Genomic DNA, 17,772 nt, shown 5'->3' on the forward strand with positions numbered 1-17,772 from the left:
GCAGGAACGAAGCCATGCTGAAGAAGTTGTCGATCCGCACGACGCTCACGCTCGTCGGCCTGTTGTTCACCGGATGCGCGGCGCTGATCGGCGCGCTCGCGCTCGTCGGGCTCAACTCCGCCGGTGCGTCGCTTACCTCCCTCGCGCAGGAAGACATGGTCGCGATGCGCGCGCTTTCCGAAACGTCGTCGTATCTGCTGCGCGCGCGCGTGACGCTGGACAAGGTGCGCTCGCTCGCCGAATCGGGCAGCGAGGAGGACGCGAAGAAGGCGCTCGATCGCGGCCAGTATCTGCTCGACAAGAGCAACGAGAACTGGAAGGTCTATCTCGACACGCCGAAGCCGACGCTGCCGAAGGAAACGCTCGACGCGCTCGTCGCGCAACGCGAGTCGCTCCTGAAGACAGGCGTGGAGCCGGAGTTCGCCGCGATCCGCGCGAGCGACATGGCCGCGTATCACGCGATCGCCGACACGAAGATCAGCCCGATGTTCGTTTCGTTCGATCAGGCCGTGACCGCCGCTGTCGCGTCGCACCAGGAGCACGCGGAGAAATCGCGCGTGAATACGTCCTCGCATATCGCCGCGCTCAACATGACGATCGGCGCGGTGCTCGTGTTCGCGGTGCTGATGCTCATCGGCACGCGCATGGCGCTCGCGAGCCTGATCGTGAAGCCGATCAACGATGCCGTCGATCACTTCGACCGCATCTCGCGCGGCGATCTCACGCAGCGCGCGCACACCGACAAGTCCAACGAGATCGGCCGCCTTTTCGCGGGCATCGAGCGCATGCGCGGCAATCTGACCGCGATGGTCGGCGCGGTGCATCGCGGCGCGGAATCGATCGATGTCGGCGCGCATGAAATCGCGAGCGGCAACACGGATCTGTCGCAGCGCACGGAAGAGCAGGCGGCGTCGCTGCAGGAAACCGCGTCGAGCATGGAAGAGCTGACGAGCACGGTGAAGCAGAACGCCGACAACGCGCGCCAGGCGAGCCAGCTCGCGGTGAATGCGTCGGATATCGCGTCGCGCGGCGGTGAAGTCGTCGAGCAGGTCGTCGAGACGATGCACGCGATCGCGTCGAGCTCGAACAAGGTCGTCGACATCATCGGCGTGATCGAGGGCATCGCGTTTCAGACCAACATTCTCGCGTTGAACGCAGCCGTCGAAGCGGCGCGCGCCGGCGAGGAAGGCCGCGGTTTCGCGGTGGTCGCGGGCGAAGTGCGCTCGCTCGCGCAGCGCAGCGCGGCGGCGGCGAAGGAAATCAAGGCGCTGATCGGCGATTCGGCCGCGAAGGTCGACAGCGGCACGGAGCTCGTCGCGCGCGCCGGCCAGACGATGGGCGAGATCGTGCAGGCCGTGCGCCGCGTGACCGACATCATGGGCGAGATCAGCGCGGCGTCGGAAGAGCAGTCGGACGGCATCGAGCAGGTCAATCGCGCCGTCACGCAGATGGACAGCGTGACGCAGCAGAACGCCGCGCTCGTCGAGCAGGCGGCGGCCGCCGCGGCATCGCTCGAAGAGCAGACGCGTCAGCTGAAGGACGTGGTCGGGCAATGGTGCGTGGAAAGCGCGGCGGCGCCGGTGCGCACGAGCGCATCGGCGGCGGCGGCGCGTCTCGCTCCGGCGGCGCGCGTCGAGCCTTCGGCACCTGTCGTTGCGTCGAAAGCGAAGTCCGTCGAGACGCCAAAAGTTGCGCCGGAAGCGGCCGTTATCAAGGAAGCAGGCAACGAAGCGGTGAAGCCCGCAAGCAAGCCGGCGGCCAAGCCGGCGAGCGCCGCGAAGCCCGCGCCGCGCGCCAAGGCGACGACCGCCGACGACGGCGACTGGGAAACCTTTTAACCGGGTCTGAGACGAGACGGCCATGCAGGCATCGCGCTACACGATCGATAGCCGGCGTTTCATCGAAACGCACGGGACACGCGAGTCCGCATGGTCGAGCGCGAGGCATACGCCACATCGGGCGCCGACGAGCGCGCCAAGGAAGCACGAAACATCATGATGGCAACGCGCAACGCGCGCGTCGACTTGCCGGCCAATGTGCGCGGCCCGGAAGTCGAGCGCGATTTCGAATTCACGGCGGCGGACTTCGCCCGCATTCGCGAGCTGATTCATCGGCGCGCGGGCATCTCGCTGTCGGACCATAAACGCGACATGGCGTATAGCCGTCTCGCGCGGCGTCTGCGCGCCTGCGGCATCGATACGTTCAGGCAGTATCTCGACCGCCTCGAAACCAACGATGACAACGCCGAGTGGGAAGCGTTCGTCAACGCGCTCACCACGAATCTCACGGCGTTCTTCCGCGAGTCGCATCACTTTCCGATTCTCGCGGAGTTCGTGAAGCGCAGGCAGCAGCCGTTCTCGGTGTGGTGCTCGGCGGCTTCGACCGGCGAGGAGCCGTATTCCATCGCGATGACGCTCGTCGAGGCTTTGGGCGATCACGCGGCGCGCCAGTGCACCGTGTTCGCGAGCGACATCGACAGCCAGGTGCTCGCGAAGGCCGAAGCGGGCGTGTACTCGATCGATCAGGTGAAGGCGTTGCCGGTCGAGCGCCTGAAGCGCTTCTTCCTGAAGGGCACGGGCTCGCACGCGGGTCTCGTCAAAGTGCGCCCGGAACTGCGCGCGATGGTGAACTTCGGCCGCGTGAATCTCACCGATGCCCGCTACGACGTAAAAGGCCCGTTCGACGCGATCTTCTGCCGCAACGTGATGATCTACTTCGACAAGCCGACGCAGGCGCAAGTCCTCACGCGCTTCGAGCCGCTGATGAAGCCGGGCGCGCTCTTGTTCGCGGGGCATTCGGAGAACTTCACGTATGTGTCGCAGGCGTTCAGGCTGCGTGGGCAGACCGTGTATGAACTGAGTCGCGACACGAAGCCGGCGGCCACGCCGAAAGCGCCGCGCGCGCTCGCGGGAGAGACGGCATGAGCGGACTCCCGATGGCGTCGAACCTCTACTTCGACAACCATTTCCAGAAGCCGGGCGTGAAGCTCCTGCCGAACGAGTTCTACATGACAAGCGACGACATGGTGCTCGTCACCGTGCTCGGCTCGTGCGTCGCGGCGTGCATCCACGACCGCACGGCGGGCATCGGCGGGATGAATCATTTCATGCTGCCCGATGACGGCTCCGACGCATCGCACGCAACGTCCGATTCGATGCGCTACGGCGCGTACGCGATGGAAGTGCTCATCAACGAGCTCATCAAGCGCGGCGGACGGCGCGAGCGTTTCGAAGCAAAGGTGTTCGGCGGCGGCGCGGTGCTCGCGGGCATGACGACCATCAACATCGGCGACCGGAACTCGGAGTTCGTGCGGCGCTATCTCGCGCTGGAAAAGATTCGCATCGTCGCCGAGGACTTGCAGGGCATGCATCCGCGCAAGGTCGCGTTCATGCCGCGCTCGGGCCAGGCAATGGTCAAAAAGCTCAAGACGCAGCACGATCCGGTCGTGGTCGAGCGCGAGCAGGCGCTCGTGCAGCGCACGCCGGAAGAGCGCGCGGAGCGGCTCGCGAAGGCGCGTGCGCGCGTCGAGCTGTTCCAGTCGAACGCGGCGGGCGCCAAGCCGCGCGCCGAACTGTTCACCACGCAGGCGAAACCGCGCGTCGAGTTGTTCAGCAACGTGGCACGCACGTTGCGCGGCGCCAGAGCGGCGGAGGAAGCATGACACTCACTCACACGATCAACACGAAGGCGCAGGCCGCGTCGAAGATCAAGGTGCTGTGCGTCGACGATTCGGCGCTCGTGCGCAGCCTGATGACCGAGATCATCAACTCGCAGCCCGACATGCACGTGTGCGCGACCGCGCCCGATCCGCTTGTCGCGCGCGAACTGATCAAGCTGCATAACCCCGATGTGCTGACGCTCGACGTCGAAATGCCGCGCATGGACGGCCTCGACTTCCTCGAAAAGCTGATGCGCCTGCGGCCGATGCCGGTCGTGATGGTCTCGTCGCTGACGGAGCGCGGCAACGAAATCACGCTGCGGGCGCTGGAGCTCGGCGCGGTCGATTTCGTCACGAAGCCGAAGGTGGGCATTCGCGACGGCATGCTCGACTATGCGGAAAAGCTCGCCGACAAGGTGCGCGCCGCATCGCGGGCACGCGTGAAGCAAACGCCGCATGCAGCGAGCGCGGCCGTGAGCGCAGCGGCGCACAAGCCCGCGCCGCACTTCAACAACCCGCTGGTTTCGACGGAGAAGCTCGTGATCGTCGGCGCATCGACGGGCGGCACCGAAGCGATTCGCGAAGTGCTCACGCCGCTGCCGCCCGATGCGCCCGCGGTGCTGATCGCGCAGCACATGCCGCCGGGTTTCACGAAGTCGTTCGCGCAGCGCCTGAACGGGCTGTGCCGCATCACGGTGAAGGAAGCGGAGCACGGCGAACGCGTGTTGCCGGGTCATGCGTATATCGCGCCGGGCCACGCGCATCTGGTGCTCGCGAGGAGCGGCGCGAACTACGTCGCGCATCTGTCGGATGCGCCGCCGGTGAACCGGCACCGGCCTTCGGTCGACGTGCTGTTCCGCTCGGCGGCGCAGCACGCGGGCAAGAACGCGATCGGCGTGATCCTGACCGGCATGGGCCGCGACGGCGCCGCCGGTCTGCTGGAAATGCAGCAGGCGGGCGCGTACACGCTCGCGCAGGACGAAGCGAGTTGCGTGGTGTTCGGCATGCCGCGCGAAGCGATTGCAATGGGCGGTGCGAGCGAGATCGCGCCGCTCTCTGAAATGAGCCGGCGCGTGATGGCGCGGCTTGCCTCGATGGGCGAACGCGTGCAGCGCGTCTGAATCATCTGGATTGAATACGCGGCGCCGCCGCATTGAGAACTCAAGGGAGTAGTGATGGACAAGAACATGAAGATCCTCGTCGTCGACGATTTTCCGACGATGCGCCGTATCGTGCGTAACCTGCTCAAGGAACTGGGCTATGGCAACGTCGACGAAGCCGAAGACGGCGCGGCGGGTCTTGCGCGTCTGCGCGGCGGCGGTTTCGACTTCGTGATCACCGACTGGAACATGCCGAACCTCGACGGCCTCTCGATGCTGCAGCAGATCCGCGCGGACGCGGCGCTCTCGCATCTGCCGGTGCTGATGGTGACGGCGGAGTCGAAGAAGGAGAACATCATCGCGGCGGCGCAGGCGGGCGCGAACGGTTACGTGGTGAAGCCCTTCACGGCCGCCACGCTCGACGAGAAGCTCACCAAGATTCTCGAGAAGATGGCCAAAGCCGGGAGCTGATCGTGAACGATCTGACCACTGAATTCGCAGCCGCGGTTGCCGAGAGTGAAAGCAGCGAGGGCGGGCTGTCGAGCGACCGCATTCTCGCGCGCATCGGCCAGCTGACGCGCACGCTGCGCGACTCGATGCGCGAACTCGGCCTCGACAAGCAGCTCGAAGCCGCGGCGCAAGCCGTGCCTGATGCGCGCGACCGCCTGAAATATGTCGCGACGATGACCGAGCAGGCCGCCGAGCGCGCGCTCAACGCGATCGAGCTCGCGAAGCCCATGCAGGAAGCGATGCAGACCGAAGCGCAGGCGCTCGACGCGCGCTGGGCCAAATGGTACGACGCGCCGCTCGCTCAGGGCGAAGCGGGCGCGCTGCTAGGCGAAACGCGCACGTTTCTGAAAAGCGTGCCGGAACGGACTCAGGCGACCAACGCGCAACTGCTGGAAATCATGCTCGCGCAGGACTTCCAGGATCTGACCGGCCAGGTGATCAAGAAGATCACGGACGTCGTGTATCTGATCGAACAGCAATTGCTGGGCGTGCTGCTCGAAAACATCGCGCCCGAACGGCGCGAGCAGTTCGCGGCATCGGCGGCGGCGCTGATGTCATCGGCGAGCGGCAGTCCGGAGGGCTTGCTCAACGGGCCGCAGATCAATCCCGAAGGCCGCAGCGACGTCGTGCAGGATCAGTCGCAGGTGGACGATCTGCTCGCCAGCCTCGGCTTCTGAGGGAGCCCGAAGTAGTCGCCGATTCGACATATTCAGCGGTTAAAAACAACGCGAAGCGCATACCATTGCGCTTCGCGTTTTTTCTTGTGTGCGCTTGCGAACGTTAGGGCTATTCCTCGTGACTGGCATACTGATGGTATTCGCACTGAAGAAAAGGGCGCGAAGAGCGGTGGCGCATCTGTCACTCAATCGTCAAGGGCCGGCCGTGAGCAGAGGGCGCGCGGACGGCCGATAACCGATAGGAGGCCCAGTGAAGGCACCGAAGCAATCCCCTCATGGGCATCTCATAAGCGTGCTGGCGTTCGTCGCCGGCGCGCTCGGCGTGTGCGCGGCTGCGCCCGCCTACGCAGTGCTCGGCGGCGAGCCGATGACCGCGCCGCAAGGCGCCACGTCCGCGAAGGCCGTCGCGCGCTCGGCTGTCGCAAGCGGCGCGTCGGGCGCATCGGCGGCATCGGCATCGAATTACACCGTTCGCTCGACCACGCTCGCGAGCGGCACCGTCGTCAATGAATATCTTTCCGATGCGGGCGTCGTATTCGGGATCGCATGGCATGGCCCGCGCGTGCCCGATCTCGCAGGCCTGCTCGGCACCTACTTTCCGCAGTATCAGCAGGGCCTGAAGGCGCAGCGCGCCGCACGCGGCGGCCGTGGGCCGGTGAGCGTGCAGGATTCCGGGCTCGTCGTGGAATCGGGCGGCCACATGGGCGCGTTCGGGGGCAGCGCATATCTGCCGCAATCGTTGCCGGCCGGCGTGTCCGCCAGCGATATCCAGTAAGCGAGGGGAGAATCCAGTATGCATAGAACCACACACGGCCTTCCCGCCATCTCCTCCCTTCGACGCGGCGGCCTGGTCCGCTGGCTCGGCGTGCTTTGTCTTTCCGTCATGCTCGCTGCTTGCGGCGGCGGCGGCGACGACAGCTCCAGTTCCAGCGGCGGTTCGTCGGGCGGCGGCTCCGGCGGAGGCGGCTCGGGCGGCAGCTCGAACACCAGCACCGCGACCGCGCAGCCGATCGCGCCCAACGGCACGAACGCGGTGCCCATCAACGTGAACTCCGGCGTCGCGGGCTTCGTCAACATTCCGAACGTGTCGGTGACGGTGTGCGCGCCGGGCTCGTCGGCGTGTCAGACCATCGACAATATTCAGGTCGATACCGCTTCGTTCGGTCTGCGCATTCTCGGCTCGGCGGCGCAATCCGTGCTCGGCAGCCTGCCCGGCACGCGCGCGTCGAACGGCGGCCAGCTCGCCGAGTGCGCGGGCTTCGCCGACGGCTACACGTGGGGCACCGTGCGCACGGCCGACGTGAAGATGGGCACCCAGGTGGCGTCGGGCGTGCCGGTCCAGATCATCGGCGACCTGGACGCATCGGCGGCGCCGACCGGCTCCAACGGCTGCCCGTCCGGCAACGATGAGAACACGGTCGGCGACATCGGCGCGAACGGCATCCTCGGCATCGGCCCGCAGACGTACGACTGCGGCAGCGGATGCGTGAGCACGTCGCTCAACGCGATGTACTTCTCGTGCGTCAACGGCGCGAATTGCACGGGCGTCGCCGTGCCGCTCGCACAGCAGGTCGCCAATCCCGTCGCGAAGTTCGCGGCCAACAACAACGGCGTGATCGTGCAGTTGCCGCCGGTTCCCGACAACGGTGCGGCGAGCGCGACCGGCGTGCTGATATTCGGCATCGGCACGCAGAGCAATAACGGGCTTTCCGGCGTCACGAAATACGGCACGGACCCATACGGCGATCTGAGCGGCACCTACAAGGGCAAGAGCTACCAGACGTTCTTCGATTCCGGATCGAATGGCAACTTCTTCCAGGACAACTTCCCGTTGTGTTCGAGCACGAGCGCGTTCTATTGCCCGAGCTCGGAGCAGTCGTTGTCGGCGACGATCCGCGGCAGCGAAGGCAACAGCGCCGCCGTGCCGTTCCAGCTCGTCAGCGCGCGCACCCTGACGCAGGGCGGCGGCAAGTTCGCGTTCAACAGCCTGGGCGGCCAGTTGGGCATGACCAACTTCTTCGACTTCGGCTTGCCGTTCTTCTTCGGGCGGCACGTGTATGTCGGATTCGAGTTGCCGAACAGCCCGGCTTACGTGGCGTTCTGATATTCGCGTGACCGGGCACGTCCCGGTCACGCGGTTGCCAGATAAAAAAACCGGCTGCGCTTTCGCGCAGCCGGTTTTTTTTGTGTCACTCGCTTGCGCGTGGCTTGCGCGGCGCGCGTTCGAAGATCGCGTCGTAGAGCCAGCGCGGCAGCGCATGCATCAGCATGCCCGCGATGCGCATCTGCCATGGAAAGGTCGCATAGCGCACCTTGCGTTCGATGGCATCGGCGGTTTTCGCGGCGAAGCGGTCGGCGTCCATGAGGAACGGCATCCGATAGGGATTGTGCGCGGTCATCTCCGAGCGCACATAGCCCGGCGCGATCGTAACGACGGCCACGCCGAGCGGCCGCATCTCGACGCGCAACGCTTCCAGATACTTCGCCACCGCCGATTTCGACGCGCTGTACGCGCCGCCGCCCGGCAGCCCGCGCACGCCCGCGACGCTCGCGATGCCGACGAGCGTGCCGCGCCGCGCGGACGTCATCGACTGGACGAATGGTTCGAAGGTCGCAACCATGCCGAAGTAGTTGGTGTCCATCACGGCGCGGAAGGTGTCGAGATCGCCGTGGCCCGTCAGCGCGCCACGGCTGATGCCCGCATTGGCGATGACGATATCCGCCGCGCCGTGCTCCGCGATGAAGCGGCGCGCGGCATCGGCGAGCGCGTCGGCGTCGCGCACGTCGGCGGGATAGATCGAAACGGAGCTTTGGGGATGGCGGGCCGCGAAGGCCACGAGGGAATCGACACGGCGGGCGACGAGGCCGAGGACGGCCCCGCGCTTCACGTATTCCTCGGCGAGTGCGAGGCCGATGCCGCTCGATGCGCCGGTGATGAAGACCTTCAGGCGAACTGCTTCCATGCCGGCGCGGGAGGTCTTACAGCTTCTTGTCGCGGACTTGCTGGACGAGGAAGTCCATCACCTGCGTCGTACCCGGCAGGCTGTTGGTCATCGCCGGGCCGGTTTCGTACTTGCCCTGCACGATGACAGTCGGCACGCCGTCGATCTTGTAGTCCTGCAGGAGCTTGGTGTCGCGCTGCACGGCGCTTTGCGTCGAGAACGAGTTATAGGCGTCCATGTACTTCTTCGGATCGACGCCCTGCGTCTTGAGGAAGTCCGCCTGCGCCTGCGGCGTCAGCAGATAGTTCTTCTTCACGTGGATCTCGTTGAAGACGGCCGGCGTGACCTTCTCGGCGACGCCGAGCGCGTCGAGCGCGTGGTACATCTTCGAGTGCGGAATGAAGTCGTCGCGGAACGCCACCGGCACGCGTTTGAACACGACGTCCGGCCCCTGCTTCTTCGCCCATGCCTCGAGGTACGGCTCGAACTCGTTGCAGTGCGGGCAGCCATACCAGAAAAATTCGATGACTTCGACTTTGCCAGCGGGCGCGGCGACCGGCTGCGCCGCCTGCAGCACGGTGTAGTCTTTGCCGGCGGTGGGCGCGGCCGTCGCCGAACCGGCGACGCTCAACGAAGCGGCTGCGATGCCAACGGAAAGAGCCAACGCGCTAAACAGTTTTTTCATGATTGGAGAGAGTACGCAATGGGTACGCAAGAACGACATAAGCAGGCCCGTTAGTGGGACATACGACGCTTAAGCCACGCTTAAATGCCTGGGCGTTTGCGCCTGCGCCGCCGTCTTGCGCAAGCGCGGGCGCGTCGACTTCGATTGCTGCCTTATTGCTTCGAGAAGCGGATCACGGCGGTATCGACGCCGGCGTCGGACAGACGCTGACGCGCGGTGTTCATCTCCTCGAACTTCGCGAACGGACCGATGCGCACGCGATAGTACGTCACGCCACCCGCATCGCGCTGCGTGACCCTCGACTCGAAGCCCTGGAAGCCGAGGCGCGCGCGCTGCTGTTCGGCATCCGCCTGCGTCTTGTACGCGCCCACTTGCAGGAAGTAGCCGGTGTTGGGCTCGCCCGGCGCGGGCGGCGTGGTCTTGGCGGTCGCGGGCGCCGAGCCGCCCTTCGGCGGCGTGGCGTTGGCGTTGCTCGTCGCGTTCGGTGCGGCCGGCGCGGTCTCGGGCTTCTTCGCGATGGACGGGCTGGCGGTCTTCGGCGCGGAAGCGGTCGCGCCCGAGGGCGGCACTTCGACGATCTGCGGTTCGTCGAGCATGCCCGACGACTGCGTCTGATTGTTGCTCTGACCCGGCGCGGTGTTCGGCGGCGTGGGCTGCGCGGCCTGCGGCACCGGCTGGCCCGGCGTCTTGCCTTGCAGCGGACGATTCGGATCGTAGGGTTGCGCGGCGGACGGCGCGGAGTTGGCTTCGGAAGGCGGCGGCGCGACCTTCGCCACGAACGGCGTGGGCGCGCGCGTGATGTATAGCGCGACGATCACGGCGATCGCGAGGCCGACGATCAGCCCCAGCACGATGCCGAGAAAGGTTCCCCCGGTTTGCTTCGACTGCTTCGATGTGCGGCGTGGTTTTGCCATCGTATGGATCACCTGCGAGAAAGTCTTCTGATTGGGCGACGATTATAGCCGTGGACCAAGACACACCTGCGCCACGCTCCCGTCCGCACGCGCCGGAATAATCCGATTTCGGTGCGCGTGCGGCGAGGGGCCGCCGACGATTACATCTTTTGGGGAGCGGATACGCCGATGGTCGCGAGACCGTTTGCGAGGACCTGACGTGTCGCGGCGAGCAGTGCGATGCGCGCGGTGCGCACTTTCTCTTCGTCCACGAGCACGCGCTCCGCATTGTAGAACGAGTGAAATTCGCCAGCGAGATCGCGCAGATAGAACGCGACCGCGTGCGGCGCGAGTTCCTCGGCGGCGTGCGCGAGCATCTCGGGGAACTCGGCGAGCTTGTTGAGCAGCGCCATCGCGCGGTCGCTCGACAAGGGCGAGAGATCGGCCTTCGCGGCTTGCGCGAGATCGCCGGCGTGGCGCTCCTTCCAGTCGCCCAAGATCGTGCAGATGCGTGCGTGAGCGTATTGCACGTAGTAGACCGGGTTCTCGTCGTTCTGCTTGAGCGCGAGGTCGATGTCGAACACGAACTCCGTATCGGCCTTGCGCGAGATGAGGAAGAAGCGCACGGCGTCGCGGCCGCGGCGGATGGTGTCTGGGTCGATCTGATCGGGCGCGGTCTCGTGGCCCGGCGCGAGGCCGCCCGACCATTCGATGAGATCGCGCACCGTCACGTAGCTGCCCGCGCGCTTGGAGATTTTCACTTCCTGGCCGTCGCGCATGACGGTCACCATCTTGTGCAGCACGTAGTCGGGATAGCCTTTCGGAATGCCGATGCCGAGTCCTTGCAGACCGGCGCGCACGCGCGCGATCGTGCCGTGATGGTCCGAGCCCTGGATGTTGATGACCTTGGTGAAGCCGCGCTCCCACTTCGTCACGTGATACGCGACGTCCGGCACGAAGTACGTGTACGTGCCGTCGGACTTCTTCATGACGCGGTCCTTGTCGTCGCCGTCGTCGGTGGTGCGCAGCCACAGCGCGCCGTCCTGCTCGTAAGTCTTGCCCGCATCGACGAGTTCAGCGACCGTCTTCTCGACGCGCCCTTCCTTGTACAGCGACGACTCCAGATAGAACTGGTCGAACTTCACGCCGAACGCGGTCAGGTCCATGTCCTGCTCGTGGCGCAGATAGGCGACGGCGAAATGACGGATGGCTTCGAGATCGTCGACGTCGCCCTTGCCCTTCACGGGCTCGCCATCTTTCGCCGCGACGGTTTCGCCCGCCATGTAGTCATGCGCGATATCGGCGATGTACTCGCCGTTGTACGCGGCTTCCGGCCATTGCGCATCGCCCGGCTTGAAGCCGCGCGCGCGAGCCTGAGTGGAGATCGCGAGGTTGTTGATCTGCACGCCCGCGTCGTTGTAGTAGAACTCGCGATGCACGTCGTAGCCCTGCGTTTCGAGCAGGTTCGAGAGCGCATCGCCGAGCGCGGCCTGACGGCCGTGGCCGACGTGCAGCGGACCCGTGGGATTCGCCGACACGAATTCGACGAGCACGTGCCTGCCCGCGTCGCGCGTCGAGCGGCCGAACGCGGCGCCTTCGCCCAGCACGGCCGGGATCACGTCTTGCTTCGCGGTGGCGGCAAGACGCAGATTGATGAAGCCGGGACCGGCCACTTCCGCGCTTTCGACGAGACCCTTCGCCGCCGGGAGAGCGAGCAGCGCATCGACGATTTGCTGCGCGAGCTGGCGCGGATTCGCGCGCAGCGGCTTGGCGAGTTGCATGGCGACATTCGATGCCACGTCGCCGTGCGCCGCCACCTTCGGCCGTTCGAGGACGATCGCGGGCGTGACGAAGGCGGCTTCGCTGGCGCCTTGAGTGGCTTGCGCGACCTGCTTGACCGCGTCGGTGAGGAGCGTTTCGAGAGTGTGTTTATGTGCGGGCAGCATGCTGAATGTGATCCAGTGGAGCGAGTCCGGAGCGTTGATGCCGGTATGGCGATGGATTGCGCTTGGCGCGCTTGCGGCGCGAAGGAAACGCCGCTCGCCATATCTGCGAGGCCTCGCAGATATATAACGGACTGAGGCCCGGTTATATACCTACAAAGTGGGGATTTTAGCAGGTGCTAATATGTCGAATCAGGGTGTCGTCATGTTGTCAGGGAGACCGGCTCGTCTGCGTGTTTCGCTTGCGTACCGCCAATAACCCAACATAAGCAAAAGGACCATGCCATGCTGATCACATTCAAAAGCCCCGCCGCGCCGGACGTCATCATGATGGAGGATCTCGCGGAGTACCTGCTCGGGATCGTCGGCAAACCGCTCACCGCGCGGGGCGTCATCACGCACGAAGACATCCCTTCGGCCATCCAGAAACTCGAAACCGCCGTCGCCACCGACAAGAAAGAGCGCGCCGAGCACGAGGGCCATTTTCACGAAGGCGAGGAAGGCCACCATCCGCATGAGCATGCAGTCGGACTCGCGCAGCGCGCCTTTCCGTTCATCGACATGCTGCGGCTCGCGCAAAAGCACAACGCGGATATTCTCTGGGGCGTCTGATTCGCCCGCCGTCCATGGCGTCGACAAAGAAAAACCCGCATCCGTGACGATGCGGGTTTTTTTCTTCCGATGAAACGTCTGACGGCTTCGGTCGCGCCTTTGGGCGTTACTTCGACTGGCCGCTTTCCGCACCTGCCGGTTGCGCGGGCGTGGGCGGTTTCTTCGGCTTCTTCGGTTTCTTCTTATGCTCCGACTGCGGCGGCGAATACGAGGACGCCTGAGTGCTGCTCGCCTGCGCGAACGCAGCGGAACTCGAAGCTGCGAGCAAAGCCGCGGCGATTGCTACGGTTACGGCGGACGTCATCTTCTTCATGCGACTTTCTCCGTTGACGAAAAGAGTGCGATGGCCGTCGTTGCCGGCGGCTCGTCGCGCTGACAAGTCTACGGAAACCAAAAACTTTCCGCCGGCTTCCTGCGCATTCCCGCTATACCGCGCGCGATATGTCGTGCTTTCGGGCCTTCAACGCTGCGGCGCGAGCGCGCGCTCCGCGTCCGACGTGGACATCGCCATGCGTTCGGCATAGCTCGCCAGTTGGTCGTCGCCGATCTTGCCCACCGAGAAGTACGTGCTGTCCGGATGCGCGATATAAAAGCCCGAGACGCTCGCGGCGGGCAGCATCGCGAGCGATTCGGTCACGCTCATGCCGATTTCATCCGCCTGAAGCACTTCGAACATGTCGCGCTTGACCAGATGATCCGGGCACGCCGGATAGCCCGGCGCCGGACGAATGCCGGCGTACTTCTCCGCGATCAGCGCGTCGTTGTCGAGTGTTTCGTTCGGCGCGTAGCCCCACAGCTCGCGACGCACGCGCGCGTGCAGCGCTTCGGCGAAGGCTTCGGCGAAGCGGTCGGCCAGGGCCTTGAGCATGATCGCGCTGTAGTCGTCGTTATCGGCCTCGAACTGTCGTTCCTTTTTATCGACGCCGAGACCCGCCGTCACCGCGAAGATGCCGATGTAGTCCTTCACGCCCGACTCCTTCGGCGCGATGAAATCCGCGAGCGAGCGGTTCGGGCGCATCACGCCGTCGACGACGGGACGCACGCTCTGCTGACGCAGATTGCGCCATGTCATCGCGACCTGCGAGCGCGATTCGTCCGTGTAGATCTCGATGTCGTCGTCGTTCACGGTGTTCGCGGGCAAGAGCATGATGACGCCGTTCGCCGTCAGCCAGCGGCCCTGAATGACGCGCGAGAGCATCGACTTGCCGTCGGAGAACACGCGCCGCGCCGATTCGCCGACGATCTCGTCATTGAGAATCGCGGGATAGGGACCGGCGAGATCCCACGTCTGGAAGAACGGACCCCAGTCGATGTAATTCGCCAGTTCCGCGAGATCGTAATTCTTGAACACGCGACGCCCGATGAAGCTCGGCTTCTTCGGCGTGTACGCGTTCCAGTCGATCTTCGTCTTGTTGGCGCGCGCCTCGCCGTAGGTGACCATCGGCAGCGCCTTCTTGTTGGCGTGCTGCGTGCGGATGCGGTCGTACTCGCTCTTGAGTTCGCCGAGATACTTCGCCGCGCCTTCGTCCGACAACAGGCTCGACGCCACCGACACCGAGCGCGACGCATCCGGCACATACACGACCGGCCCTTCGTAATGCGGCGCGATCTTCACGGCCGTGTGCACGCGCGAAGTCGTCGCGCCGCCAATCAGCAGCGGCGTCTGCTTGCCGCGGAAGTATTCGTCGCGCTGCATTTCGGAGGCGACGTAAGCCATTTCTTCGAGGCTCGGCGTAATCAGCCCCGACAAGCCGATGATGTCCGCGCCTTCTTCCTTCGCCTTTTGCAGAATGGTCGCGCAGGGCACCATCACGCCCATGTTGACCACTTCGAAGTTGTTGCACTGAAGCACGACCGACACGATGTTCTTGCCGATGTCGTGCACATCGCCCTTCACGGTCGCGATGACGATCTTGCCCTTCGGCCGCACGTCGGCGCCCGCATCGGCGAGACGCTTCTTCTCTTCCTCGATGAACGGGATCAGATGCGCGACCGCCTGCTTCATCACGCGCGCCGATTTCACCACTTGCGGCAGGAACATCTTGCCCGCGCCGAACAGGTCGCCGACGATGTTCATGCCGTCCATCAGCGGCCCTTCGATCACGTTGATCGGGCGGCCGCCGGCCTTTTCGATCTTCTGACGAACTTCCTCGGTATCCTCGACGATGAAGTTCGTGATGCCATGCACGAGCGCATGCGACAACCGCGCCTCGACCGGCTGGTTGCGCCACTCGAGGTTCTCTTCCTTCTTCGCGGCGCCGGTCTTGAACTTGTCGGCGATTTCGAGCAGGCGGTCCGTGGCGTCGTCGCGGCGATTGAGCACGACGTCTTCCACGTTGTCACGCAGCGCGGCGTCGAGATCGGCATACACGCCGAGCTGACCCGCGTTGACGATGCCCATGTCCATGCCCGCCTGAATCGCGTGATACAGGAACACGGTGTGAATGGCTTCGCGCACCGGGTCATTGCCGCGGAACGAGAACGACACGTTCGACACGCCGCCGCTCACCTTCGCGTGCGGCAGGTTCTGCTTGATCCAGCGCGTCGCTTCGATGAAATCGACCGCGTAATTGTTGTGCTCCTCGATGCCCGTCGCGATTGCGAAGATGTTCGGATCGAAGATGATGTCTTCCGGCTCGAAGCCCACTTCGTTCACGAGAATGTCGTAGGAGCGCTTGCAGATTTCCGTCTTGCGCTGGAAGGTATCGGCCTGGCCTTGCTCGTCGAACGCCATCACGACCGATGCCGCGCCGTAGCGGCGGATCAGCTTCGCGTGGTGTTTGAACGCGTCCTCGCCTTCCTTGAGCGAGATCGAGTTGACGATCGCCTTGCCCTGCACGCACTTCAGGCCGGCCTCGATCACCTCCCACTTCGACGAGTCGATCATGATCGGCACGCGCGCGATATCCGGCTCCGATGCGATCAGATTCAGAAAGCGCACCATCGCGGCTTTCGAATCCAGCATGGCTTCGTCCATGTTGATGTCGATGACCTGCGCGCCGTTCTCGACCTGCTGGCGCGCGACGGCGAGGGCTTCGTCGAACTGGCCGTTCAGGATCATGCGCGCGAAGGCCTTCGAGCCGGTCACGTTCGTGCGCTCGCCGACGTTGATGAAGAGCGAGCCGTCGGTGACGTTGAACGGCTCGAGGCCGGAGAGGCGCATCGTGTGATCGGTCATTTCTGTTATCTCTTTCTGATGTCAGGCTGCGTCGCGGTACTGCGACGGGAACGCGCGCGGCTTCACTTCGGCGAGCGCCTTCGCAATCTCCGCGATGTGCTCCGGCGTCGTGCCGCAGCACCCGCCCGCGAGGTTCACGAGACCCGCCGTCGCGAATTCCTTCAGCAATCCAGACGTTACATCCGGCGTCTCGTCGAAGCCGGTATCGCTCATCGGATTCGGCAGGCCCGCGTTCGGATAGCAGGACACGTAGGTGTCGCACAGCTTCGCCAGCTCGGCGATGTACGGACGCATCAGCGCCGCGCCCAGCGCGCAGTTCAGGCCGAAAGTCAGCGGCTTCGCGTGACGAAGCGAGTTCCAGAACGCCTCGACCGTTTGCCCCGACAGAATGCGGCCCGATGCATCGGTGACGGTGCCCGAGATCATGATCGGCACGAGCTCGCCGGTGTCGTCGAACAGTTGATCGAGCGCGAAGAGCGCCGCTTTCGCGTTCAGCGTGTCGAAGATCGTTTCGACGAGAAACAGATCGCAGCCCGCGTCGAGCAGCGCCTTCGCCTGCTCGTAGTACGCATCGCGAAGTTCGTCGAAGGTCACGTTGCGCGCGCCCGGATCGTTCACGTCCGGCGAGATGCTCGCGGTCTTCGGCGTCGGCCCGATCGCGCCCGCGACGAAGCGCGGCTTGCCCGGTGTCGAGTATTTGTCGCAGGCTTCGCGGGCGAGCTTCGCCGACTCGATGTTCATCTCGGCCGCGAGGTCTTCCATGCCGTAGTCGGCCTGCGCGACGCGCGTCGCACCGAACGTATTCGTCTCGATGATGTCCGCGCCCGCCGCCAGATATTGCTCGTGAATCTCGCGGATGACCTGCGGCTGCGTGATCGACAGCAGTTCGTTGTTGCCCTTGATGTCGCGGCCATAGTCCTTGAAGCGCTCGCCGCGATACGCGGCTTCGTCGAGCTTGTAGCGCTGGATCATCGTGCCCATCGCGCCATCGAGGATCAGGATGCGCTTTTGCAATAGCGCGGGCAACGCGGCGCCGCGCGTGTAGGCACGCGCGGAGGCTTTCGGAATGGCGTTCTGGGTCATGACGGACGAGGCCTGCACCAAATGTGAAATAGCCTGACATTGTAGCCGTAGCGCGGAGCGGTCGCTTCCGGCTGAAGAGGCGTGAAGCAGGGGCGTTCAGCGCAAAAAAGAACCCCGCCGGTTGCCGGGCGGGGTCTTTGGGAAAGTGGCGAGTGTCGCCTGGGCCGCGGATCCGTGCGGCGGCGGGCGCTGGACGGCGGCAGGCCGCCAGCGCAGTGGGCGCGTCAGTGAAGCACGACCGGCTGATTCATCAAGATATCGAACTGGCCGAGGAATTCATCGACATCCTCGAGCGACGGCTCTTCCGCGATCAGTTGCTGCACGTGCTCGCGAAACTTCGCGGCCAGTGCGCCGTCGATGAAGATCTCCCGTTGCGTGTTCTTGTCGACGATCTCGTAGCCGCCCGCCTTCATGGCGAGATGGTTGTCTTGCGGCGGAAATTCGACGACGCAATAGTTGGGGCTGTTGTAGATCATTTGCATGGCGACACT

17 protein-coding genes are annotated in these 17,772 nt (G+C 64.8%); 9 read left to right on the forward strand and 8 right to left on the reverse strand.

Going from position 1 to position 17,772, the window contains the following annotated elements; all coding sequences use genetic code 11:
- Positions 1-14 precede the first annotated feature (14 nt).
- From AC1Z32_RS14385 to AC1Z32_RS14420, 8 genes are all read left to right on the forward strand, one after another.
- A complete protein-coding gene (locus AC1Z32_RS14385; protein WP_483479289.1) occupies positions 15-1,838 on the forward strand; it encodes a methyl-accepting chemotaxis protein in 1,824 nt (607 codons plus the stop codon).
- Positions 1,839-1,994: 156 nt separating this feature from the next.
- Positions 1,995-2,924, forward strand: a complete 930-nt coding sequence (locus AC1Z32_RS14390) for a CheR family methyltransferase (RefSeq protein ID WP_483481630.1) — start codon at positions 1,995-1,997, stop codon at positions 2,922-2,924.
- Complete coding sequence (gene cheD, locus AC1Z32_RS14395; protein WP_483479290.1) at positions 2,921-3,661, forward strand: chemoreceptor glutamine deamidase CheD; 741 nt, start codon at positions 2,921-2,923, stop codon at positions 3,659-3,661. The genes AC1Z32_RS14390 and cheD overlap by 4 nt, the downstream gene beginning before the upstream one ends.
- On the forward strand, positions 3,658-4,779 hold the full coding sequence (locus tag AC1Z32_RS14400) for a protein-glutamate methylesterase/protein-glutamine glutaminase (protein ID WP_483479291.1): 1,122 nt from the start codon (positions 3,658-3,660) through the stop codon (positions 4,777-4,779). Before cheD ends, AC1Z32_RS14400 begins: the two co-directional genes overlap by 4 nt.
- A gap of 54 nt (positions 4,780-4,833) precedes the next feature.
- Positions 4,834-5,229 (forward strand): chemotaxis response regulator CheY, encoded by a 396-nt coding sequence (gene cheY / locus AC1Z32_RS14405; protein ID WP_187608782.1) that lies wholly within the window; start codon positions 4,834-4,836, stop codon positions 5,227-5,229.
- Positions 5,230-5,240: 11 nt separating this feature from the next.
- Positions 5,241-5,945, forward strand: a complete 705-nt coding sequence (gene cheZ, locus AC1Z32_RS14410; protein WP_483481631.1) for a protein phosphatase CheZ — start codon at positions 5,241-5,243, stop codon at positions 5,943-5,945.
- 250 nt (positions 5,946-6,195) lie between these two features.
- Positions 6,196-6,720, forward strand: a complete 525-nt coding sequence (locus tag AC1Z32_RS14415) for a DUF2844 domain-containing protein (RefSeq protein ID WP_483479292.1) — start codon at positions 6,196-6,198, stop codon at positions 6,718-6,720.
- 18 nt (positions 6,721-6,738) lie between these two features.
- Complete coding sequence (locus tag AC1Z32_RS14420) at positions 6,739-8,049, forward strand: DUF3443 domain-containing protein (protein ID WP_483479293.1); 1,311 nt, start codon at positions 6,739-6,741, stop codon at positions 8,047-8,049.
- A gap of 85 nt (positions 8,050-8,134) precedes the next feature.
- On the opposite strand, the gene AC1Z32_RS14425 is transcribed toward AC1Z32_RS14420, so the two are convergent.
- The 4 genes from AC1Z32_RS14425 to argS form a co-directional block, all read right to left on the reverse strand.
- Positions 8,135-8,908 carry an SDR family oxidoreductase gene (locus AC1Z32_RS14425; protein ID WP_483479294.1) on the reverse strand — a complete coding sequence of 258 codons (774 nt, stop codon included), beginning with the start codon at positions 8,906-8,908 and terminating at the stop codon, positions 8,135-8,137.
- A gap of 16 nt (positions 8,909-8,924) precedes the next feature.
- Positions 8,925-9,572: a thiol:disulfide interchange protein DsbA/DsbL gene (locus AC1Z32_RS14430; RefSeq protein WP_483479295.1), complete on the reverse strand. Its 648-nt coding sequence runs from the start codon at positions 9,570-9,572 to the stop codon at positions 8,925-8,927.
- A 152-nt stretch (positions 9,573-9,724) separates the two neighbouring features.
- Positions 9,725-10,486, reverse strand: a complete 762-nt coding sequence (locus tag AC1Z32_RS14435; protein ID WP_483479296.1) for an SPOR domain-containing protein — start codon at positions 10,484-10,486, stop codon at positions 9,725-9,727.
- 140 nt (positions 10,487-10,626) lie between these two features.
- Positions 10,627-12,411 (reverse strand): arginine--tRNA ligase, encoded by a 1,785-nt coding sequence (argS, locus tag AC1Z32_RS14440; protein WP_483479297.1) that lies wholly within the window; start codon positions 12,409-12,411, stop codon positions 10,627-10,629.
- A gap of 282 nt (positions 12,412-12,693) precedes the next feature.
- Between argS and AC1Z32_RS14445 the strand changes: the two genes are divergently transcribed.
- The gene (locus AC1Z32_RS14445) at positions 12,694-13,020 is read left to right on the forward strand and encodes a DUF1840 domain-containing protein (RefSeq protein ID WP_483479298.1); all 327 of its coding nucleotides are present in this window, start codon (positions 12,694-12,696) and stop codon (positions 13,018-13,020) included.
- Between the two features lie 106 nt (positions 13,021-13,126).
- Here the strand turns inward: AC1Z32_RS14445 and AC1Z32_RS14450 are convergent, their stop codons facing one another.
- From AC1Z32_RS14450 to AC1Z32_RS14465, 4 genes are all read right to left on the reverse strand, one after another.
- On the reverse strand, positions 13,127-13,333 hold the full coding sequence (locus tag AC1Z32_RS14450; protein WP_483479299.1) for a hypothetical protein: 207 nt from the start codon (positions 13,331-13,333) through the stop codon (positions 13,127-13,129).
- Between the two features lie 147 nt (positions 13,334-13,480).
- Complete coding sequence (gene metH / locus AC1Z32_RS14455) at positions 13,481-16,198, reverse strand: methionine synthase (protein WP_483479300.1); 2,718 nt, start codon at positions 16,196-16,198, stop codon at positions 13,481-13,483.
- A 21-nt stretch (positions 16,199-16,219) separates the two neighbouring features.
- Positions 16,220-17,281, reverse strand: a complete 1,062-nt coding sequence (locus AC1Z32_RS14460) for a homocysteine S-methyltransferase family protein (RefSeq protein WP_483479301.1) — start codon at positions 17,279-17,281, stop codon at positions 16,220-16,222.
- Positions 17,282-17,505: 224 nt separating this feature from the next.
- On the reverse strand, positions 17,506-17,763 hold the full coding sequence (locus tag AC1Z32_RS14465) for a BTH_I0359 family protein (RefSeq protein ID WP_008351849.1): 258 nt from the start codon (positions 17,761-17,763) through the stop codon (positions 17,506-17,508).
- Between the last annotated feature and the right edge of the window lie 9 nt (positions 17,764-17,772).

The sequence above is a fragment of the Caballeronia sp. 11_S32 genome (genome assembly GCF_056930355.1).